Raw genomic sequence first — 20488 nt, forward strand, 5'->3', positions numbered from 1 at the left:
CTGAAATCCCTGTTTTACCAACTCAGCGTCACGGTCAGCGTGTCGCTGTAAGTCCCTGCCCGGTTGACGCCGCTCAGCTGCAGCAGGCCATAAATCGGCAGGGTAATGTTATTTGCATTGCTATAGGTCAGCGCCACGTTCTGATTCACCGGGATAGCGCTTGCCGCACTGTGGCTGGCATTGGTATACAGCGAATAGGCCACCAAATTGGTGTTATTTGCCACCTTCAGATTACGGCTGGAGCCGTAGTTGCTGCCGCCATCAATGCTCATATTCAGCGTGGTGCCGGGCGTGCAGGCCAGCGTGATGGTGGTGCTTTGCACAAACGCGGCGCTGACGCTGCTGCTGCCGACACCCGGTTGGGTGCCAAAATCGAGCGTGCCAAACACGCCCGGATTGGTCCCCGACACCACGCAGCCGTTGACCACCGAAGCGGTCACCTGAAAAGTCTGAGTGGGTAGCGACCAGCTCTGATGGCTGATTAACAGCAGCATCAGGCACAGCGGATAAAGCCTCCCGCCTCGTCGCATCACCCACTCCAGCACGTTGTTTTCCCTGTCTTCAGACTCAGTAATTGACGGCTACGTTGATGGTATCGGTGTAGGTGCCTGCCGGAATGGCCGCATTGAATCCACCGCCGGTGATACGACCGTAAATCGGGTAGTTGTCGCCGTTGACCGGATCGGTGGTGCCGGTATTAGTCAGGTTTGTGCTGTTAGCAATTGGCGTGGTGTAGGAGGTGGTGCCATACAGGGTGTAAGCAATTCCCTGTGTGGCGTCACTGCCGAGTACCAGATAGCGTGGCTGTGCCGTCACCGCACCGAACACGGTAGCGGGGGCCGCATTACTGCTGGTGAGCTGAACGTTGTAGGTTTGACCGGTGGTGCAACGGACAAAGATGCCGTTACCCAGCGAGCCGACTAAGGTGGCGTTCAGGGTATCGAAGGTGGCAGCGCTGCTACCAAAGTCTAAGGTACCGAAGTTAACGCCGGTGGTGGCGGACTGACCGTTAACCAGGCAGCCGGTGGTCAGGACCAGCCTTGCGTTAATGGTTCCCGTTGTGGTGGCGGCAAAGCCAGAAGAGGCCACGCCAAGGCTAAGGCCACAGCCCAGCAGAAAAAGCTTCATTTTCATAACCATTCCTTACTGATTAGACAGATGAACGTGCTTTTTCGCCTGATGTGAAATTAATATAAGTGACGCTAAATTCTGCAATAAAATTACTTGATCGCTGTCACAATAAACACCTGAGGGCTGTGCTTCAGGCGTTTGAATTAACAGCTTTGTCTTGTTTTTCTTTACTATAGATCAGCCTGGACCTTGTAGCGAAGCGAAACCTTAAAATAAAGCTTATCAATTTACCGGTAGAAATCATTTCTGCGCCAAACCCTTACCCGATCTGGGCTGTGAAAATAAACGGGACTTTTCCTATTTATAACTTCGCAAAAAAAAGTGCCTCTGCTATGTTCGTAGGATCGCTATTGGCAATTAATAAACGAGATAAATTATAGGGATATCTATCATTGCGCTGTGCTTATTTTATTAAGCTTCCGTTCTTTATTGTCACAGGCATAAAGTTGCCTGATCTTTAGCCGATACACTGATCTCAAAGGCAGTTTTTTTCAGCAATTTTGTTTAACTACCCGGCGCCCGTAAAACGGCATCAGCATCAGAGATTTCCCTATGCTTATGAGCTCCTACGACCAGCTTCTGGTCATCGTTTCCATCTTCGTGGCTTTTCTGGCTTCCTATACCGCACTGGATATGGCGGGCAGAGTGGCGACCACTACAGGCAGAACAGCGCAGGTCTGGCTGTTTGGCGGCGGCTTTGCGATGGGCGTCGGCATCTGGTCGATGCACTTTATCGGCATGCTGGCGATGAACATGGCAATGGTGATGAGTTACGATCCCACGCTGACCGTGGTGTCGATGCTGATTGCGGTGGCGGCCTCTATCTTCGCGCTGTGGATTGTTTGCTACGGCGAACTGCCGCTGCATCGCCTGATGGTAGGCGCGCTGGTGTTAGCCAGCGGCGTGGTGGCGATGCACTACACCGGCATGGCGGCCTTGATGTTCGAGCCGGGCATCATCTGGAACTGGAACTGGATCATGCTGTCGGTGGTGATTGCGCTGGCCGCGTCCACTGCGGCGCTGTGGCTGGCGTTTAAGCTGCGTCAGGGCGGCGGTCGACTGGCGCTGATGCGCGCGGGTGCGGCAACGGTAATGGGCTTTGCGATCGCCGGGATGCACTACACCGGCATGGCGGCCGCCAGCTTCCCGATGCACAGCCACGCCACTGAAATGGGCGTTAACAGCAACTGGCTGGCGGTGCTGGTGGTGGTGGTGACGCTCTCCATTCTGGGGATCACCCTGGTGGTGTCGACGCTGGATGCCCGCCTGCAGGCGCGAACCTCGGTGCTGGCGTCTTCGCTGGCCGATGCCAACCGCGAGCTGGCTCAGCTGGCGCTACACGATAACCTGACCCGCTTACCTAACCGTATTCTGCTGGAAGATCGTCTGGACCAGGCGATGAATAAAGCGGTGCGGGAAAACACCTCTTTTGCGCTGATGTTTATGGATCTTGATGGCTTTAAGGCGGTTAATGATGCCTTCGGCCACCATATCGGTGACAACCTGCTGGTTGCCGTCACCGACCGAATGAACCATCTGCTGAAGGGCCACCACACGCTGGCCCGTCTGGGCGGCGATGAGTTTGTGCTGCTGGTGGAGATCAACGATCCCAATGATGCGGCCACCACGGCCGATATGCTGGTCAAAGCCATCGACCAGCCGTTTGAAATTTCCCGTTATGAACTGATGGTGTCGCTGAGCATCGGCATTGCCGTGTTCCCTGGCGATGGAAGTGACGAGCGCGAGCTGATGTTCAATGCCGATGCCGCCATGTATCACACCAAAAATAACGGCCGTAACGGCTACACCTTCTTCCAGCCGTCGATGAACATGATTGCGCAGAGCCAACTGCAGCTGATTAACGATTTGTGGCTGGCGCAGGAGCGTGAAGAACTCCGTCTGTTCTATCAGCCGAAGTTCTGTGCTCCGCAGGGACCGATCCTCGGATTTGAAGCGTTAATCCGCTGGCAGCACCCGGAGCGCGGCCTGATGTCCCCGGACGTATTCCTGCCGCTGGCGGAAAAAACCGGGCTGATTGTCAGTATCGGCAACTGGGTGATCAACGAAGCCTGTCGCCAACTGCGTATCTGGCATTTGCAGGGCAATCCGCACTGGTCGGTGGCCGTCAACCTGTCCGCGTTGCAGTTTGAACAGCCCGGGCTGGTGGAAACCGTGCTCACCGCGCTGAAGGTTCATCATATTCCGGCCGAGCTGCTGACGCTGGAAGTGACGGAAACCACCGCGATGCGCGATCCGGATGAAAGTATCCGCATCCTGACACAGCTAACCGATCTGGGCGTCAAAGCCTCGATTGACGACTTTGGTACCGGCTACTCCAGCCTGCTGTACCTGAAGCGTTTACCGGCCAGCGAGCTGAAAATTGACCGCGCCTTCGTCAATGAGTTACAGGCGCAGAGCGAGGATGCCACCATCGTCACCGCCATTGTGGCGCTGGCGCAGACCCTGAACCTGAAAGTGGTGGCCGAAGGGGTGGAAACCGAAGAACAGCAGGCGTTTCTTACCAGCCTCGGCTGTAACTCTCTGCAGGGCTATCTGCTGGGCCGACCGATCCCACCGGATCAGGTTGCCGGGCTAAAGCACTTCGTCGGTGACACTGAAGTGGATGTGTTGCCGACCCTGAAAAAAGAGCTGATTGGCATCACGCCACTCATCGACACTGTTTAATCTGCCCGCGGCAACCTATAATAGTTGCCAAATTCCTTGTTCGGGCATGTAACAGTTTTGGCTAAATACCAGCAGCTCATCGACCAACTCCAGCAGCAGATTTCGTCGGAAGTCTGGCTGCCGGGAGAAAAACTGCCCTCGCTGCGAGAGCAGGTCGCGTTAAGCGGCATGAGCCTGATGACGGTGATGCACGCCTATCAGGTGCTGGAGAGCCAGGGGTGGATCCAGTCCCGCCCGCAGTCCGGCTACTACGTTGCCCCGCGCGCGGACTTCCTCAGCCAGCCTGCCAGCCACCAGAAGGTGCAGCTGGCGGAGTCTGTCGATATCAATGCCTTTATCTTTGATGTGCTGCAAGCCTGCCGCGACCCGCGCATTCTGCCGTTTGGCTCTGCCTTCCCCGATCCTGAACTGTTCCCGCAGCGGCAGCTGATGCGCTCGCTGGCCTCGGTTTCCCACACCATGAAGCCCGCCGACGCGCTGAATAACCTGCCGCCGGGCAATGAAGCCTTACGCAAAACCCTGGCGCAGCGTTACGCCTTGCAGGGCATTCAGGTCTCCCCGGATGAAATCGTTATTACCAACGGTGCGATGGAAGCGCTGAACCTGAGTATGCAGGCGGTCACCGAACCCGGCGACTGGGTAGCGATCGAAAACCCGTGTTTTTACGGCGCGCTGCAGGTGATTGAACGGCTGAAGCTGAAGGCCGTGGCGATCGCCACCGATCCACAGCATGGGATGGATTTAGACGAGCTGGAAAGGGCGCTGGAGCGCTGGCCGATCAAGGCCTGCTGGATGATGACCAACCAGCAGAACCCGGTGGGCCATACGCTGACCAAAGCGAAAAAGCAGCGGCTGGTGGAGATCCTCTCTGCCCATAAGGTGACGCTGATTGAGGATGACGTTTACAACGAACTCTATTTTGGTCATGAAAAGCCGCTGCCCGCTAAAGCCTTTGAGCTGGAGCAAAGCGTGCTGCACTGCTCGTCCTTCTCCAAGAATCTGGTGGCCGGCTTTCGCGTCGGCTGGGTGGTTGCCGGTCAGCATGCGCAGCGCATCCAGCGCTTACAGCTGATGAGCACGCTGTCGACCAGCACGCCGATGCAGCTGGCGCTGGCCAACTACCTGTTGACCCGCAGCTATGACAGCCATCTGCGCAAACTGCGGATGTTGCTGGAGCAGCGCAAGAATCAGGCGCGACAGTCGCTGAAGCGTCATCTGCCGGTAGAGGCGAGGATCAACGATTCCCAGGGCGGCTATTTCTTGTGGGTGGAGTTGCCGCGCCAGGTGAACACCACCGAACTTTATTACCGCGCGCTGAACAACAACATCAGTATTGGACCCGGAAAAATGTTCTCGTCAGGCGAACAATACGCGAATTATTTCCGCTTTAACGCGTCATGGGCGTGGGGCGATGCGCAGGAGGCGGCGGTAGCGATTCTCGGGGGACTGATTGCGGAAATGCTGTAAAGGCAGGGCGGACGGACGTCGGGGCAGGAGCTGATGGATGCGATTAATGGGCCAGTTTGCCTGGCCCCATTGCCATCAGATAGTTGAGGCGCGCTGCTGGCCCCAGGTCAGATGATATACGTCGTAGAAATCGACTTCGCCTTTCAGCGACAGCAGCTTTTCAATGCCCTGTTTCACCTTGTCAGAAACCTGGCTGCTGGAGAGGATTTCCTGAATCGCTTGATCGGACAGGGTACGAATGTAGTACCACTCGCCGTTATAGCAAACGCGCAGATCCAGCGTATCGATATCTTCAAAACGGTAGCGCGGATTCACATCCAGCATCATCAAGCCGCTCATCAACAGCACAAAAAACGTCGCGCCCCAGAACGCCGGCCAGCCGAGGAATTCGGTGGTGAAACACAGCGCTACGGTCAATGCGTAACAGACATACATTGATATCCATAAGCCAGGATGGTTTTTCAGGAAGGTCATGCTCAGGCGTGGCCGGTTATCGCGCTGTTCCTGTTGATTCAGCGTGTCGATCTCGCGTTGCAGTATCTGTTTTACGTCGTGCATTTTTCTCACCTCATTCGTGACTGTTCACAGTAAAACACACTGCGTAAAGCCAGGGCAGACACAGTTTTCATTAATATGGCTATAACAGTTTGCCTACCGTTGTAAACGCGATCGCACCGCGCCTTTTTGAGCCCGATTTCCGTTTCTTTCTCTTGAAGGATCTGCCGCTGCGCTGATTTGAGTTAAGTTCCCGTAAATTAATAAGTTATGTGATCTGCGCCGTCGCGCAAACATTGCATCTTGTGGATTATTTGCCACAATTAATTAACAACTAATCAAGTCCAGAAACAGGAGACGCCGTATGTTGCCGCAATCTGGGAGCCTACTCACCATGATGTCCTTCGCTGCCGGTACTTTCTCTGCCGGCGCGTCATCCAATCCGCAATATATGACGTTCCAGCCCGCCAGCGGTGTACCGAACAATCCGCTGCCATTGATCATCTATCCGCAGGTTGCGCCGGATGAAGAAGAAGACATTGCCCGCTTTTTCGAAGACCTGTTTGCCCGCCACCAGTGGCTGCCGCGCTGGCGCTACCCGGTTTTCCCTTACACCCATTACCATCCCAACACCCATGAACTGCTGGGGATTGCTGCCGGTTGGGCGCAAATTCTGTTTGGCGGTGAAACCGGCCGGGCGGTTACCGTCTATGCCGGTGACGCGGTGCTGATCCCGGCGGGCGTTGGCCATCAGCAGCTGGCCGCCAGCGATGACTTCTTTGCGGTCGGCGCCTACCCGCGTGGGATGCAGCCAGATACCCGCCGCGATGAGCTGAATCTTCTGAACCAGTCTATAGTAGAAATTAAGCGGGTTCCGATGCCGCAGCATGACCCGATCACCGGCGGTGAAGGGGCCGTCACCGAAATCTGGCACCCGCTGGAACAAAACTGATCGCCGCTGATTAAACGCACCGTTATGGTGCGTTTCCTTTATGACCTCCTTTCCAGGGATACTTCCCGGCGCACCGGCCAGGCCAGGCGTTGATGGTGCCCTCGCACGGCATCAGGCTCCGCTCTGTCACCCTGGGTACTGGCACGCTTTGTGCAGATAAGTAACGGGTTCACCGACAGTGGAAGGGAAATCATGAATCAAGGCTATGAATTAGCATCAACCTTTTATGATGAAATGCTGCTGGGCAGCGGTCAGCACCGCCAGCACTATCGCGACTACTGGCACTGGCTGCAAAAAGCCGACCATGAGGCGATCGCACGCAAGCGGGAAGAGGCCGAACTTTTGTTTCACCGCGTCGGCATTACCTTCAATGTTTATGGTCAGGATGGCGGCGCTGAGCGCTTGATCCCGTTCGACAGCGTGCCGCGCATTATTCCGGCCAGTGAATGGGCGATGCTGGACAAAGGCATCCGCCAGCGCGTTCAGGCGCTGAATGCCTTCCTCCATGATATCTACCACGAGCAGCACATCCTGAAAGCCGGCATCATCCCGGCGGAGCAGGTGTTGGTTAACGACCAGTATCAACCCTGCATGCAGGGATTGAATCTGCATCGCGATATCTACGCCCATATCTGCGGCGTCGATATGGTGCGTAACAGCGACGGTGAATACTACGTGCTGGAAGACAATCTGCGCACGCCGTCCGGCGTCTCCTACATGCTGGAAAACCGCAAAATGATGATGCGGCTCTACCCGGAACTGTTCGCCCAACAGCGGATTGCGCCGGTCGAACGCTATCCGTCGCATCTGCTGCAAACCCTGCGCGAAAGCTCCCCGGTGAACGATCCGGTGGTGGTAGTGCTGACGCCCGGTCGTTTCAACAGTGCCTACTTTGAGCACAGTTTCCTTGCCCAGCAGATGGGCGTGGAGCTGGTCGAAAGTGCCGACCTGTTTGTGAAGGACGGGGCAGTGATGATGCGCACCACGGCGGGCCCGTGCAAAATCGACGTGATTTATCGCCGCGTGGATGATGCCTACCTCGATCCGCTGGCCTTCCGCGCCGACTCCATGCTCGGCGTGCCGGGGCTGCTGTCGGTCTATCGCGCCGGCAATGTGGTGCTGGCGAATGCCATCGGCACCGGCGTGGCGGACGACAAATCCATCTATCCGTATGTGCCGGATATGATTAAGTTTTATCTCTCCGAAGATCCGATCCTCAATAACGTGCCGACCTGGCAGTGCCGTCGTCCGGACGAGCTTTCGTGGGTGCTGGCTAACCTGCCAAAGCTGGTGGTGAAAGAGGTGCATGGCGCGGGCGGCTACGGCATGTTGATTGGTCCGGTGGCCACTCAGAAACAGCTGGAAGAGTTCCGTTCGCTGCTGATTGCCCGGCCACAAAACTACATTGCGCAGAACACCCTGGCGCTCTCAACCTGCCCGACGTTTGTCGAGCAAGGGCTGGCGCCCCGGCATATCGACCTGCGGCCGTTTGCCCTCAGCGGGGCTGAAATCCGGCTGGTGCCGGGCGGGCTAACGCGGGTGGCGCTGACCGAAGGTTCGCTGGTGGTGAACTCATCGCAGGGCGGTGGGACCAAGGATACCTGGGTGCTGGAGGATGACCAATGCTGAGTCGCACAGCCAGTGGATTGTTCTGGATGGCGCGCTATTTAGAGCGTGCTGAAAACATTGCCCGCGTGCTGGACGTGACCAACCGTCTGTCGCTGATGCCGGTGCGCAGCAGCCACGACGATGAGCTGCACGTACCGCTTAACCTGACCAGCACCAGCGAGCTGTTCTGGACGCTGAATGACAAGCTGGCGATGCCGCAGCTGTTCAATTTCTTTGTGCTCGATGAACGCAATCCGGGCAGTATTTTTTGCTGCTGGGAATCGGCATGGAACAACGCGCACGCGGTGCGCGGCAGCCTCTCTTCCGAAGTGTGGGAAAGCATCAACTCCAGCTGGATTGAGATGCGCAAGCTGCGGCGCAAAGGCGTCAGCAGCATCGGCGCGGATGCCTTTTTCGACTGGGTAAAAGAGCGTTCGCACCTGTTTCGTGGCGCGATGTTTGGCACGCTGATGCGCGGCGATGCGATGAGCTTTATCCGGCTCGGCACGCTGCTGGAGCGGGCGGACTGCACCGCCAGATTGCTGGACGTGACCCACTATCTGACCGAGCAGGATGACGACTCGGTGCGCGAATATTACCGGCTGGATACCCTGCTGCGCTCGGTATCGGCGCGCGAGGCTTACCACACCATCTACAAACAGGAGCTGGCCAGTGCCAGCGTCAATGAGATGCTGATCCTGCGGGAAGAGAGCCCGCGATCCTTACGATCCTGCATTGATGAAATTTCCAACCAGCTAAACTTGATCGGTGGCAGCGGTGAAAATCGCCCGCGTCTGCTGGTGACGGTGCTGGATGCAGAGCTGCGCTTCACCTCGTATGACTCGCTGATAAAAGAGGGGATCCACAGCTGGCTGCAGGATTTCCTTGGCGACCTTGGCAACATTGCCGTGAGCATTCAACAGACTTACCTGGAGGCAAAATGAAACTGGATATCGCCCATAAGACCCTTTTCAGTTATCAGAGTCTGGTGAAGCAAAGCACCCAGTATCTGCGCCTGACGCCGCAGAATTCGGTCCATCAGAACATTATTTCCTGGGAATTGATCCTGCCCGAGCAGGCGATCTGTACTACCGATACCTACGGCAACGTGCTGCACGTGCTGACGCTGGATACGCCGCACCAGTCGATTGAGATTGAAGCGCGCGGCATGGTGGAAATCCTCGATGATGGCGACATGGCACCGGATCCGGACAGCTGTCTGTCGCCGTTAGTGTTCCTGCGCGTGACGCCGTTAACTCAGCCTGATGCGGCAATCCGCGACTTTGCCCTGCGCTATTTCCGTCCGGAAGCACCAATGGCCAGCCTGGACCGGTTGATGGACGAGTTATTACTGAAAATGCCTTATCAGCCGGGTAGCACAATGGTTACTGATAACGCCGCGAAAGTATTTGCCGCGGGCACCGGGGTTTGCCAGGATCACAGCCACGTGTTTCTGGCCTGCTGTCGCAGCCTGCATATCCCCGCTCGCTATGTAAGCGGATACCTTTATACTGACACCGTTGAACATGTGGCTACGCACGCCTGGGTTGAGGCCTGGGTGGACGGCAGCTGGCACAGCTTTGATATCACCAATAATACCCGCAGCACGCGCCAGCATCTCAAGCTGGCGGTGGGCGTAGATTATATGGATGCCTGCCCGGTACGGGGCATGAGGCTGGGCGGCGGGAGCGAAGACATGTTAGCGGTGGCTGCGGTGCAACTGGTGAATTCGCAGCAGTAATTAATAACTCGGGCAAACTATGACTTACTGTGTGGCAATGCGTTTATCGTCAGGGATGATTTTTGTTTCGGACTCCCGAACCAATGCGGGGGTCGATCATATTTCGTCCTTCCGTAAGCTTCATGTTTTCCAACAGGACGATGAGCGCACGCTGGTCCTGCAAAGTGCCGGCAACCTGGCCACCACGCAAAGTGCCCTCAGCCTGTTAAGGCGCGGGTGCGAAGACGCGAAGAAGCCCAACCTGATGAGCTGCAGCAACATGTACGATGTGGCGCTGCTGGTGGGCGATACGCTGCGTGAAGTGATCAAACGGGACGGGGAAGAGTTTGGCGGCACGCTGATGTTGGGCGGCCAGATCAAAGGCGAAGAGCCGCGGCTGTTCCAGATCTACCCGCAGGGCAATTTCATCGAGTCGAGCACCGACACGCCCTATTTCCAGATCGGTGAAAGTAAGTACGGCAAACCGATTATCGACCGCGTGCTGCGCTTTGATACGCCGCTGGACCAGGCGATGCAGTGCGCGCTGATCTCGATGGACTCCACGCTGGCCAGTAACATCTCGGTCGGACTGCCGCTGGACGTGATGATTTATCCCACCGACAGTTACAGCATCGCGCAACAGTATCACCTGACCGAAAAGCATCCCTACTACTCACAAATCCGCCAGCTGTGGAGCGCCGGTCTGCTCAGCGTCTTCGCTCAGTTACCGCCTTTAGAGCTGGATGAATAGGACGGGCAGGCGCCAGGACGATCGTCACCATCGGCCAACCGCAGCAGCATGCGGTGGCCGATATCATTATCCCAGTTAAAGCTGTTCTGTAGCACCACGATGGCGGTGCGGTGTTTGATGTCCATACCGATATAGCTGGCATAGCCGCCGATAAAGCCGGACTGATACAGAATGCTTTGACCGTCGATATTATTGCTCAGCCAGGCTAACGCGGAAGAGTCATACTTCGGCTCTTTAAAGCGAATGGTGGTGGCATCATCAAATGCCGCGTCCAGCGCCGGATTGCCGCTGCCGTTCATATGCGCATTCAGATAGGTCAACAGGTCGTTGGCGCTGGACCACAGCGAGGCGGCTCCCACCATATTGCCGGCAAAATGCCACTCCGGCACCACTTGCCCCCGACGAACAAATTTAGGCTGATCGCCCGCATGTCCGCGGGCGCGAAGCATATAGCCCGGCAATTGCTCAGGCTGATAGCCGGTATGGCGCAGGCCCAGTGGCGCGATAATCTGCTGGCTGGCGATCTGCTGCGGCGACTGGCCGCTGTGTCGGGTGATCACGTAATCCAGAATCGAATAGCCGAGGTTGGAGTAGATCACCGAACGGTGGGCCGGCGCGGAAAAATCGCGCAGGTAACTAACAAACTCGCCCTGATCCAGGTCGTCATAGAAAGGATTGCCGGTAAACAGATAGTCGGTCAGCTTGCCGAGCATATGCAGCGTGGTCATCTGGCGCGGCAGGCCGGAAGTGTGGGTCGCCAGTTCCATCAGGGTGATCCTGCTGGCATCCGGGCTGAGCGCCACCTCATTGCCTAGCATCTCCCGCAGCGTGCTGTCCCAGCGCAGTTTGCCCTGTTGCACCAGCAGCGCCGCACTCTCTGCGGTGAAGCCTTTGGTCACGGAGCCCACCGCAAACAGCGTATCGCCGGTCAGCGGGATCTGCCGGTCGGTATCGGTAAAGCCGTAGCTGAACACCTGGCGTTTGCCGTCATGCAACAGCGCAACCACCACGCCGGGCGTGCGGTGCGCGTCGATCAATGGTTTGGCCAGCGCATCGATCTGTTGTTTTACCGGCACATGGCAGCTTGCCAGCAGGCTGGCTTCCGGGGAGGTATCGATGCTGTTGCTGGACAGCGAGGCGCAGCCGCTCAATAGCAGGCATGCGGACAGCAACAGGGAGGTCAGGTTATTCATTGCGATAGGCCGTACTGATGATTTTGACTGCCGCGAAATTTTTAACTTTATCAGTAAGGCATCGGCGGGACGATCGTCGCCAGATTTCCATTAGTGCCAAAGATTTACGTTTGCTGGTAAGTAAAATAATCAATAAAAATAATAAGTTATGATTTGTTGTAGTGTAACCTGGTGACATTGTGAACGGCAAGCGCTAAGCCCGTTTATCATCCAGTTCTGAATAATTACGCGAGGAGAACCTGCCAGGCGGATCGGGGAAGGGGGGTAAAATCCTTAATTAACAAGGCGTCCAGCATCGGGCGGTTGGCAGCATCGGTCACCACCTGAGTCAGTCCCTCGCGCAGCGCGGCGAGGGTTTCAGCGGATGTGCGGGCGGAAGTGATTACCGGTAAGCCTGGTACGCTCGCCGTTTGGTCAATAATCTTTAACCCACGCAGCTCTTCCGGGAAATCCCGCTGAAGCAGTGCCCAGCTGATACAGTCGATGGCGGCAATATCGGCGTGCCCACTGCGAACTAACGCCACGGACCGTCGATGGCCGCCGGAGGCAACGGTGGCAGAAAAAATCGCCGGGCCGCCGGTCATTTTCATCACGCTGTGGTAGCCCGACTGGGAATCTTCGCTGTTAAAGGCCAGCCTGCGGCCGGCAAAATCAGCCAGCGCCTGACCCGATTCCTCTTCCCGCACCACCAGCCAGCTGGTGTAATTCGGGCCATCGCAACTGGCCGCCGAGTAGCAAAATGCCCCGACCACCTGAACGTCCGGCAGCAGGGTGACCAGCGGATAGCCGCAGGTCTGGCTCAGCAGCAGATCGTCACGTTGCCAGTGAGGCAACAAGGGATCCGGCCAGCTCAGGGCGGTGGGCGTCGTGAGCGACGGCAGAGTGTTCCTCAGCGTCTGCCAGAAGGCTTCCACATGCTGGGGCGTGAAGGGGTACATCGGCAGTGAGGCAATCATCTGTGCTTTTTGCTCCATCGGCAAACGGGTGGACAGTCACCGCGATCGGGGTAATTAACGCGGGCAGCCACGCGCGGTAACCGTCGACCACAAAACCTTCGCTGCGCTGCCGGTACGCCGCTTTATCGGCCAGATAAACCTCGCGCAGGCCATACCACGGCAGGCCCGGCAGATCGTGATGTACCAAATGATAGTTCAGATTCAAAAACAGCAGTCGCCAGAACGGCCCCGCCTCGTTGAGCACCGAACGCGCCTGTGGATTCTCTTCCGCCCGGTGCTCGTAAAAGGAGCGGATTTTGGTCAGGCTCAGGCTGAAATAGCTCACGGCGAACAGGTAGTAGCCGGTTGCAATACCGTGCCGTTCCAGCCAGTAAAAAACGCCGGCCAGCAGCAGCCCGTGGTTTAGCCACATCAGCAGTTCGCGCCAGTCACCGGCGAGTATTTTGCGCACGGCATCCTGCGCGGTGCCCACGATATCCAACAGCGGGCCCAGCACCACCCGGCCGCTTAAGGTGTTGCGCACCGCCGCCAGCAGCGGAAACAGGCGCGGATAGCGTTGCCAGTGCGCCGCACTGTAATAGTAGGTTTCGGGATCCTCTTCCGGCAGCGTCAGGAACTCATTGCGGTGATGTTTCAGGTGCGAATCGCGATACAGCCGGTACGGATACCAGACGGCCAGCGGCAGTTGCGCCAGCAGCTGATTCACCCGCGGCCACCGGGTGGGATGGCCGTGAATACATTCATGTTGCAGCGACATATACCAGGTGGTCAGCAGCACCAGCAGCGGCGTGCCGATCCACGGCGTTAACGCCTGCCAGTTCGCCACCACGCCAAACCAGCCGGCATACACGGTGACGATCACCGCCCAGGTGGGCAGTTCGCTTTGCCACAACCAGTGGGCTTCACGCCGTTTAATGGCGCGGCGCTGTGACGCATGCAGGTAATCAGCCATAACTCTCTCCTGAAACAGAGCGTTCAGTATGCCGTGGCTGAAAATCGCGCGGAAATAGTGAAAACGTATGAAGTTATGCGCTTAATGGCAATGCTGGCGGCGTGCGGCCAGCGATGAATACCGACCGCCGCTGCAGGCTTCTTTATGTCGTCATTTATTCGCCATGAAAGCGTCATTCAGGCTCTTTACTGTCGCGGTAAACCGCCTGGAGAGATGCCTGTGTTTATTATTGAATCCGTATTAGACGACCTCTGCCCACAGCGAAATACCCCCGGCTGGCAAAAATCCCTGCTCAGGATCCTGCTGCGTGAAAAAGAGTTTCAGCAGTTCAATCAGAAATACCGCCACCTTAAAGGGCTGGATATGGCGGAACAGGTACTCGATTACTTCGATATCCGCTGCGAACTGAGCGAGCGCGATTTGGAGCAGATCCCGAGTCAGGGGCCGGTAGTGATTGTCGCCAACCATCCGCTGGGCACGCTGGATGGCCTGGCCCTGTTACACGCGGTTTCGCAGGTGCGCCGCGATGTAAAAATTGTCACCAACCGGCTGCTGAACTGCCTGGAGTCGCTGAGCAGCCTGATGCTGCCGGTCGACAATATGGGCAACCGCACCAACCGCCAGCAGCTGGCGCAGATGCAGGAGCAGCTGGAAAATCAGGGCGTGCTGATCTTCTTCCCGGCAGGCGAAGTCTCGCGTTTTGGCAGCAAAGGAGTAAAGGACGGCAAATGGAACCACGGCTTTGTCCGGCTGGCCGCCCGTTTCCGCGCGCCAGTCGTGCCGATCCACGTCAGCGGGCGCAATACCTCGCTGTTCTATCTCACCTCGATGATCTACCAGCCGCTGTCGATGCTGTTGCTGGTGCGCGAGATGTTCAAAAACCGCGGCGCACGGCTCAAGCTGACCATCGGCGCGCGCATTCCTTATGCCCACTGGCATGACGGCCACACGCCGGCCAAAGAGCTGGCAAAGCGCTTCCGTCGTCATCTGTACCGCACCGCGCAGGGGAAATCCGGTCTGTTCCAGACCGAACCGGCCATTGCCCGCGCAGAAGATCGTGCGGTGCTGAAGCGCGCGCTGTCAGGCTGTGAAGTGCTGGGCCAGACGGCGGATGGCAAAATGATTTATCTGTGGCGGCGTAACGGCGAAGACTATGTGCCGATCCTGCGCGAGCTGGGCAGGCTGCGGGAAATCGCCTTCCGTGCGGTGGGTGAAGGCAGCGGCAAACGACGCGATCTCGATGACTACGATGACGACTATTACCATCTGATTTTGTGGGACGACGAGGCGCTGGATATTGTTGGCGCCTACCGTTTTCTGCCCACCGCCGAACAGCTGACGCAGAAAGGGCTGGAAGGGATCTACAGCCACAGCCTGTTCCATTACGATCACCGGATGAACGACGTGCTGATGCAGGGCATCGAGCTGGGCCGCAGCTTTATCCAACCGGCGTACTGGGGTAAACGCGGGCTGGATTATCTCTGGCTGGGCATCGGCGCTTACCTGGCGAAATACCCGCAATATCGCTACCTGTTTGGTCCGGTGTCCATCTCTGGCGGGCTGCCGCTGCCCGCGCGCGATCTTTTGGTCGCCTTCTATCGCCTCTATTTTGCGCCCGCGCTGCCGCTGGCCACGTCACGCCGACCCTATCCGGCTTCGCTGCCCGACGTGCTGGCGCAGTTCAGCGGCGAGGATTATCAGCAGGATCTGAAAACCCTGAAGCGGATGCTGAACAACCTCGGCACCAGCATTCCGCCGTTGTATAAGCAGTACTCCGAGCTGTGCGAACCGGGCGGCGTGCAGTTTATCGATTTTGGCAGCGACCCGGACTTCAACAACTGCATTGATGGCCTGGTGGTGGTGGACTTGATGCAACTGAAATCCACCCGCTTCGATCGCTATATCGCCGTGCATCAGTCCTGAATCGCGAGGCCGAACGGCGCGGTTCACTGTAAACATTTATTTCACATTCCATTAACTTATTGATAAATATTTTGCATGGATAGCGCGCGAATCAAACGCATGCTTCTGCGAAAACGTCATTCCAAAGCAGGGAATATTGCCTGGCGATAGAAGGGCTAATTTGGTTTAAGTGCGGTTGAACTAACGATAAAAAATTCTGCATAACGGTGGCTTACATTTGGTAAGGGTATTCCGCCGTGGGTGAGTGGCGCAGGGCATTACTGTGGTTAGTCTTATCTTTCGCTGGGGCTAAAAAGGTCATCGGCTAATAAGACCCTACACAAGGAAGCTCATCATGAACCCCATTACTCGTCGCAGTTTTATGGCATTTGCTGCTGGTGGCACCGTCGCGTTAGCGGCTGGAAAGGTGCACGCTCACGATCAACCGGTGGCGCAACCCTTCACCGGTAAAACCGGCGGGAGCGATCCTGGCCCGAACGATCCGATCCGCATGGGTGAAAATCCCGATATCGTTAATCCTCCGCCGACCGACAGCGGAACCCTGCCCAACCTGCGCTTCTCCTTTAGCGACTCGCACGTCCGCAAGGGCACCGGCGGCTGGACCCGCCAGGTCACGCAGCGTGAACTGGGGATTTCCACCACCATTGCCGGCGTGGATATGCGCCTGAACAGCGGCGGCATTCGCGAGCTGCACTGGCATAAAGAGGGGGAGTGGTCCTATATGCTATATGGTTCAGCGCGCATCACCGCGCTGGATACCGACGGCAACTGGTTTGTTGATGACGTGAACGTCGGCGATCTGTGGTACTTCCCGCCTGGCGTGCCGCACTCGATCCAGGGGCTCGGGCCGGACGGCTGCGAGTTTCTGCTGGCGTTCGACAACGGCGGTTTTGATGAAGACAGTACCTTCCTGCTGAGCGACTGGTTTAAGCATGTTCCGCCGGAGATCCTGGCGAAGAACTTTGGCGTCCCGGCGGAAACCTTTAGCAAGCTGCCTTCGCCCTCCGATGAATATATCTTTGCCGGCAAGGTGCCCGGCGCACTGAATGCCGATGCGATCGGCGGCGCAACCCGCTCCAGCATTGCTTTCAGTCACAGGATGCTGGCGCAGGATCCGATTACATTGAAAGGCGGCACGGTGCGCATCACCGACTCCTCCACCTTTAAAGTGTCGAAAACCATCGCCGCTGCGCTGGTGGAGCTGCAACCCGGCGCGATGCGTGAGCTGCACTGGCATCCGAACAATGACGAGTGGCAATACTATCTGGAAGGCGAAGGCCGGATGGGGGTATTTGCCTCGTCCGGCCAGGCGCGCACCTTTGACTTCCGCGCGGGCGACGTCGGCTACGTGCCTTTTGCCATGGGGCATTACATCGAAAACACCGGCGATAAGCCGCTGCGTTTCCTTGAGCTGTTTAAAAGCAGCTACTACGCCGATATTTCCCTCAATCAGTGGCTGGCCTCAACGCCGCCGGAACTGGTGAAACAGCATTTGCATCTGGATGACCGCTTTATGCAGGCGCTGGATAAAACCAAAAAACCGATCGTAAGCTAGTCATCACCGCAGCGGGCGGCGTCCGGTTTCGCCCGCGTTTCCCCCCCGCAACGGGCGCAAATGGTAACAGAATATGCCTTGCAACATTTCTGTCATAATTGTCTTCTAGTCTGCTCTCCAGGCAGTTAACACCTTCAATTTCATAAGGAACGGCAATGCGCTATCGTTACTCTCTGCTGGCAGGCGCACTGGTGCTCAGCCAGTTGGCCCAGGCGAAACCGGCAACACTGACCTTCGAACACATCCGCGCCATCGCCGACACCACCACACCCGCCAGCGACAGCCCGCAGTTTGTCGCCTTTGATGCGGCAATCCAGCAGTCGCTGATCGCCGCGCTGAAAGGGGATGCTGCTACCTTGACGCGTGACCAGCTGGACGACACCAAACAGAGCAAACAGCTGGCGGATAAAAAGTGGCTGAAAGAGAGTGGCTACGACTTCCAGAAGAAAGCCAATCAGCAGGCGGGTATCCAGCTGCTAACCGCGTTCCCGGCATTGCCGAAAAGCACCATTGCCGCCAGTCTGAAAACCGTGGAGAACGTTAACCTGAATGCCAGCCAGGGCCAGCGCACGCAGGCATTGATCGACGCCGAAGGCCAGGATCATCTGTTCTTCCTGGCGGATGCGCTGGGACCGAAACTGGGTCAGGCTTTCCTGAACGCTTACAACAAAGGCGAGATCGGCAAAGCCGCCGCGTTGATCAAAGCCACTGAAGTGGGCACCGGCAGCGCTAAAAAACAGTTCAACAATCCGCGTCCGTTCCTGATCGACGGCAACAGCATTCACTTTGTGCCGGACACGGCGGTGGTGAAGGACAACAAACCTTACAGCGCCACCGAAGGATCCTATCCGAGCGGCCACACCAATACCGCCTATACCGATGCCTTATTGCTGGGCGAAATGCTGCCAGAGCGGTTTGTGCCGCTGGTGGATCGTGCGGCCCGCTACGGCTATTCGCGCATGGTGCTGGGCGTGCATTACCCGATCGACCTGATCGGATCGCGGATGGTGGCGCAGCGTAACGTGGCCCATTATCTCAATGATGCGAAGTATCGCGGCCTGTTTATTGAGGCACGCGATCAGCTGCGTCACGCGCTGGAGAAGGAGTGCGGCACCTCACTGGAGGTCTGTGCTAAACCGGCTGGCGAAGCCGATCCCTATATCGCGCCTGAGATGAAAACCTTCTACCGCTTCACCATGACCTACAACCTGCCACAGCAGAAAGTGAAGGCCTCGCCGGTGGTGGTGCCAGAAGGGGCGGAAGTGCTGCTGAAAGGGCCCTTGCCCGATCTGACCGATGCCCAGCGTCGTCAGCTGATGGTGTCTACCGCGCTTGCCGGCGGCTATCCGCTTTCCGGCAACACGCCAGAGCAGAACTTCTGGCAGCGCCTGAACCTGCAGGATGCGGTGGCTGCCGCGCACCGCTAGCCGTCAGCCAGAAAGCAGAAGGGGCAACCGTGGTTGCCCCTTTTTACCTTACGCCGCCAGGAAACTAGCCCTGGGTCGGCATGCCCGGCCAGACGCCCGGCCCGATCGGCAGGCCCAGCGCGTACCACGCCAGCAGCAGCAGGAACCACACGCTAAAGAACACCAGCGCATAGGGCATGATCAGCATGTAGTAAGTGCCCAGCTGCGCGTCTTTGCGGTAGCGCTGCAGGAAGCCGAGGAACAGCGGCAGGAACGGCGACATCGGGGCCAGCGGCAGCACCGACGAGTCGGCAATGCGGAAAATCATCTGGGCGAACGCCGGATGGAAGCCCAGCAGCATAAACATCGGCACAAAGATCGGCGCCAGAATTGACCAGATCGCCGAACCGCTGGCGATAAACATGCACAGGAACGCCGAAAGGAACATCAGCCCGATAAAGGCCGGCGCACCGGTCATCCCGGCGGACTCCAGAATATCGGTCAGCCCCACCGCCATAAATTTGCCCATGTTGCTCCAGTTAAAGAACGCCACGAACTGCGACAGCGGGAACACCATCACGATAAAGCCCGCCATGCTCTTCATCGGTTCAATCAGCTGCTGCGGAATATCGTCCGGGCGCTGGATCTGTTTGGTCACCACACCGTAGGTAATTGCCACCACAAAAAAGAACAGAATGATCAGCGGCACGATACCCTGAATAAACGGCGACGGGATGATTGAGCCGGTGCCCGGCTGACGCAGCGGCGAGCCTTCCGGCACCACCAGCAGCGCCACCAGCGCAACAAAAATCAGCCCGGCGATGCCGCTCATCATCAGCCCGCGATTCTGACTCGGCGTCAGCGTGGCCAACTGCTCATTGCTGTTGCCTTTCCATGCCGGCAGGCGCGGTTCAACAAACTTATCGGTCAGCAGACCGCCGGCAAAGGTCAGCACCACCACCGATGAGGCCATAAAGAACCAGTTATCGACCACGCTGACGTGCACCGTATCACTGACGGCTTTGGCCGCTTCGGTACTGATGCCGGAGAGCAACACGTCGGTGGTGACAATCAGCAGATTGGCGGTAAAGCCGGAGGCCACACCGGCAATGGCGGCCAGCAGGCCAGCCACCGGATGACGACCCACCGCGATAAACATCAGTGCGCCCAGCGGCGGCATTACCACCAGCGCGGCATCGGAAGAGATATGGCTGAAGAAGGCGATAAACAGCACCATATAGCTGGCATACCGGGCGCTGACAAACGACGCCATCTTATGCATCAGCGCCTGCAACAGGCCGACTTTTTCCGCCAGCCCGGCACCGATCATCAGCGCCAGAATCGATCCCAGTGGTGCAAAGCCGCTGAAGTTTTTGATGATGTTCGGCAGGATCCACTGGATCCCCGCAACGCTCAGCAGGTTCTTAACGTGGATGATCTCGCCGTTGGCCGGGTTCTTCACCGACACGCCCAGCCAGGAGATCGCTGCGGTCGACACCATCAGCACCACGATCAGGTAAACGAACAGCAGGAAGGGATTCGGGATCTTATTGCCGACCCGCTCAATCCAGTAAAAAATCTTGCCTGGGCTTTTCCCCGGGCTGGTTGCTTCACTCATGCTTTACCCTCGGTCTTGGTTGTGTTTGCTTATGCTTATAATTTTTGGGCTGGGATCGAGCCCAGCCTCAGGGTCG

The 20488-nt window shown here is 57.3% G+C and carries 17 protein-coding genes; 10 read left to right on the forward strand and 7 right to left on the reverse strand.

What is annotated here, in order from left to right:
- Nucleotides 1-14 precede the first annotated feature (14 nt).
- Together ACXKZG_RS03525 and ACXKZG_RS03530 are read right to left on the reverse strand one after the other, a co-directional pair.
- Nucleotides 15-530 carry a Csu type fimbrial protein gene (locus ACXKZG_RS03525; protein ID WP_346598956.1) on the reverse strand — a complete coding sequence of 172 codons (516 nt, stop codon included), beginning with the start codon at nt 528-530 and terminating at the stop codon, nt 15-17.
- 37 nt (nt 531-567) lie between these two features.
- Nucleotides 568-1134 (reverse strand): spore coat protein U domain-containing protein, encoded by a 567-nt coding sequence (locus tag ACXKZG_RS03530; RefSeq protein WP_013203832.1) that lies wholly within the window; start codon nt 1132-1134, stop codon nt 568-570.
- 549 nt (nt 1135-1683) lie between these two features.
- Between ACXKZG_RS03530 and ACXKZG_RS03535 the strand changes: the two genes are divergently transcribed.
- Nucleotides 1684-3816, forward strand: a complete 2133-nt coding sequence (locus ACXKZG_RS03535) for a putative bifunctional diguanylate cyclase/phosphodiesterase (RefSeq protein ID WP_346567152.1) — start codon at nt 1684-1686, stop codon at nt 3814-3816.
- Between the two features lie 57 nt (nt 3817-3873).
- A complete protein-coding gene (locus ACXKZG_RS03540) occupies nt 3874-5283 on the forward strand; it encodes an aminotransferase-like domain-containing protein (RefSeq protein WP_488875703.1) in 1410 nt (469 codons plus the stop codon).
- Between the two features lie 75 nt (nt 5284-5358).
- On the opposite strand, the gene ACXKZG_RS03545 is transcribed toward ACXKZG_RS03540, so the two are convergent.
- Nucleotides 5359-5841, reverse strand: a complete 483-nt coding sequence (locus ACXKZG_RS03545; protein WP_013203829.1) for a YlaC family protein — start codon at nt 5839-5841, stop codon at nt 5359-5361.
- Between the two features lie 301 nt (nt 5842-6142).
- Between ACXKZG_RS03545 and ACXKZG_RS03550 the strand changes: the two genes are divergently transcribed.
- The 5 genes from ACXKZG_RS03550 (at nt 6143) to ACXKZG_RS03570 (ending at nt 10809) form a co-directional block, all read left to right on the forward strand.
- Nucleotides 6143-6730 carry a cupin domain-containing protein gene (locus ACXKZG_RS03550; RefSeq protein ID WP_105760215.1) on the forward strand — a complete coding sequence of 196 codons (588 nt, stop codon included), beginning with the start codon at nt 6143-6145 and terminating at the stop codon, nt 6728-6730.
- Nucleotides 6731-6922: 192 nt separating this feature from the next.
- Complete coding sequence (locus tag ACXKZG_RS03555) at nt 6923-8359, forward strand: circularly permuted type 2 ATP-grasp protein (RefSeq protein ID WP_013203827.1); 1437 nt, start codon at nt 6923-6925, stop codon at nt 8357-8359.
- Nucleotides 8353-9282, forward strand: a complete 930-nt coding sequence (locus ACXKZG_RS03560) for an alpha-E domain-containing protein (RefSeq protein ID WP_488875704.1) — start codon at nt 8353-8355, stop codon at nt 9280-9282. The genes ACXKZG_RS03555 and ACXKZG_RS03560 overlap by 7 nt, the downstream gene beginning before the upstream one ends.
- Nucleotides 9279-10079 (forward strand): transglutaminase family protein, encoded by an 801-nt coding sequence (locus ACXKZG_RS03565; RefSeq protein ID WP_053144775.1) that lies wholly within the window; start codon nt 9279-9281, stop codon nt 10077-10079. Before ACXKZG_RS03560 ends, ACXKZG_RS03565 begins: the two co-directional genes overlap by 4 nt.
- Nucleotides 10080-10098: 19 nt before the next feature.
- The gene (locus tag ACXKZG_RS03570; protein ID WP_013203824.1) at nt 10099-10809 is read left to right on the forward strand and encodes a proteasome-type protease; all 711 of its coding nucleotides are present in this window, start codon (nt 10099-10101) and stop codon (nt 10807-10809) included.
- Here the strand turns inward: ACXKZG_RS03570 and ACXKZG_RS03575 are convergent.
- From ACXKZG_RS03575 to ACXKZG_RS03585, 3 genes are all read right to left on the reverse strand, one after another.
- Nucleotides 10779-12002: a serine hydrolase domain-containing protein gene (locus ACXKZG_RS03575; RefSeq protein WP_134822751.1), complete on the reverse strand. Its 1224-nt coding sequence runs from the start codon at nt 12000-12002 to the stop codon at nt 10779-10781. The two genes, ACXKZG_RS03570 and ACXKZG_RS03575, sit on opposite strands and share 31 nt — an antisense overlap.
- Before the next feature lie 224 nt (nt 12003-12226).
- The gene (locus ACXKZG_RS03580) at nt 12227-12835 is read right to left on the reverse strand and encodes a phosphate/phosphite/phosphonate ABC transporter substrate-binding protein (RefSeq protein ID WP_488875705.1); all 609 of its coding nucleotides are present in this window, start codon (nt 12833-12835) and stop codon (nt 12227-12229) included.
- The gene (locus tag ACXKZG_RS03585; protein ID WP_488875706.1) at nt 12816-13910 is read right to left on the reverse strand and encodes a fatty acid desaturase; all 1095 of its coding nucleotides are present in this window, start codon (nt 13908-13910) and stop codon (nt 12816-12818) included. Before ACXKZG_RS03585 ends, ACXKZG_RS03580 begins: the two co-directional genes overlap by 20 nt.
- Before the next feature lie 213 nt (nt 13911-14123).
- Between ACXKZG_RS03585 and olsF the strand changes: the two genes are divergently transcribed.
- From olsF to ACXKZG_RS03600, 3 genes are all read left to right on the forward strand, one after another.
- Nucleotides 14124-15833 (forward strand): bifunctional ornithine lipid synthase OlsF, encoded by a 1710-nt coding sequence (gene olsF / locus ACXKZG_RS03590; protein WP_488876219.1) that lies wholly within the window; start codon nt 14124-14126, stop codon nt 15831-15833.
- Between the two features lie 334 nt (nt 15834-16167).
- Nucleotides 16168-17388 (forward strand): oxalate decarboxylase family bicupin, encoded by a 1221-nt coding sequence (locus ACXKZG_RS03595; RefSeq protein ID WP_105760206.1) that lies wholly within the window; start codon nt 16168-16170, stop codon nt 17386-17388.
- Nucleotides 17389-17543: 155 nt separating this feature from the next.
- Nucleotides 17544-18815, forward strand: a complete 1272-nt coding sequence (locus ACXKZG_RS03600) for an acid phosphatase (protein WP_488875707.1) — start codon at nt 17544-17546, stop codon at nt 18813-18815.
- Nucleotides 18816-18879: 64 nt separating this feature from the next.
- Here the strand turns inward: ACXKZG_RS03600 and abgT are convergent, their stop codons facing one another.
- Entirely contained in the window at nt 18880-20412 is a 1533-nt protein-coding gene (gene abgT, locus ACXKZG_RS03605) for a p-aminobenzoyl-glutamate transporter (protein ID WP_488875708.1), read from the reverse strand.
- Nucleotides 20413-20488: the final 76 nt, after the last annotated feature.

This window comes from Erwinia sp. 2186 (genome assembly GCF_057812255.1).

Excerpts from the sequence above, each read along its gene's own strand:
- ACXKZG_RS03525 (WP_346598956.1), bottom strand. The coding sequence starts at position 530 with ATGCGACGAGGCGGGAGGCTTTATCCGCTGTGCCTGATGCTGCTGTTA.
- ACXKZG_RS03530 (WP_013203832.1), bottom strand. The coding sequence starts at position 1,134 with ATGAAAATGAAGCTTTTTCTGCTGGGCTGTGGCCTTAGCCTTGGCGTG.
- ACXKZG_RS03535 (WP_346567152.1), top strand. The coding sequence starts at position 1,684 with ATGCTTATGAGCTCCTACGACCAGCTTCTGGTCATCGTTTCCATCTTC.
- ACXKZG_RS03545 (WP_013203829.1), bottom strand. The coding sequence starts at position 5,841 with ATGCACGACGTAAAACAGATACTGCAACGCGAGATCGACACGCTGAAT.
- ACXKZG_RS03550 (WP_105760215.1), top strand. The coding sequence starts at position 6,143 with ATGTTGCCGCAATCTGGGAGCCTACTCACCATGATGTCCTTCGCTGCC.
- ACXKZG_RS03555 (WP_013203827.1), top strand. The coding sequence starts at position 6,923 with ATGAATCAAGGCTATGAATTAGCATCAACCTTTTATGATGAAATGCTG.
- ACXKZG_RS03560 (WP_488875704.1), top strand. The coding sequence starts at position 8,353 with ATGCTGAGTCGCACAGCCAGTGGATTGTTCTGGATGGCGCGCTATTTA.
- ACXKZG_RS03565 (WP_053144775.1), top strand. The coding sequence starts at position 9,279 with ATGAAACTGGATATCGCCCATAAGACCCTTTTCAGTTATCAGAGTCTG.
- ACXKZG_RS03570 (WP_013203824.1), top strand. The coding sequence starts at position 10,099 with ATGACTTACTGTGTGGCAATGCGTTTATCGTCAGGGATGATTTTTGTT.
- ACXKZG_RS03575 (WP_134822751.1), bottom strand. The coding sequence starts at position 12,002 with ATGAATAACCTGACCTCCCTGTTGCTGTCCGCATGCCTGCTATTGAGC.
- ACXKZG_RS03585 (WP_488875706.1), bottom strand. The coding sequence starts at position 13,910 with ATGGCTGATTACCTGCATGCGTCACAGCGCCGCGCCATTAAACGGCGT.
- olsF (WP_488876219.1), top strand. The coding sequence starts at position 14,124 with ATGCCTGTGTTTATTATTGAATCCGTATTAGACGACCTCTGCCCACAG.
- ACXKZG_RS03595 (WP_105760206.1), top strand. The coding sequence starts at position 16,168 with ATGAACCCCATTACTCGTCGCAGTTTTATGGCATTTGCTGCTGGTGGC.
- ACXKZG_RS03600 (WP_488875707.1), top strand. The coding sequence starts at position 17,544 with ATGCGCTATCGTTACTCTCTGCTGGCAGGCGCACTGGTGCTCAGCCAG.
- abgT (WP_488875708.1), bottom strand. The coding sequence starts at position 20,412 with ATGAGTGAAGCAACCAGCCCGGGGAAAAGCCCAGGCAAGATTTTTTAC.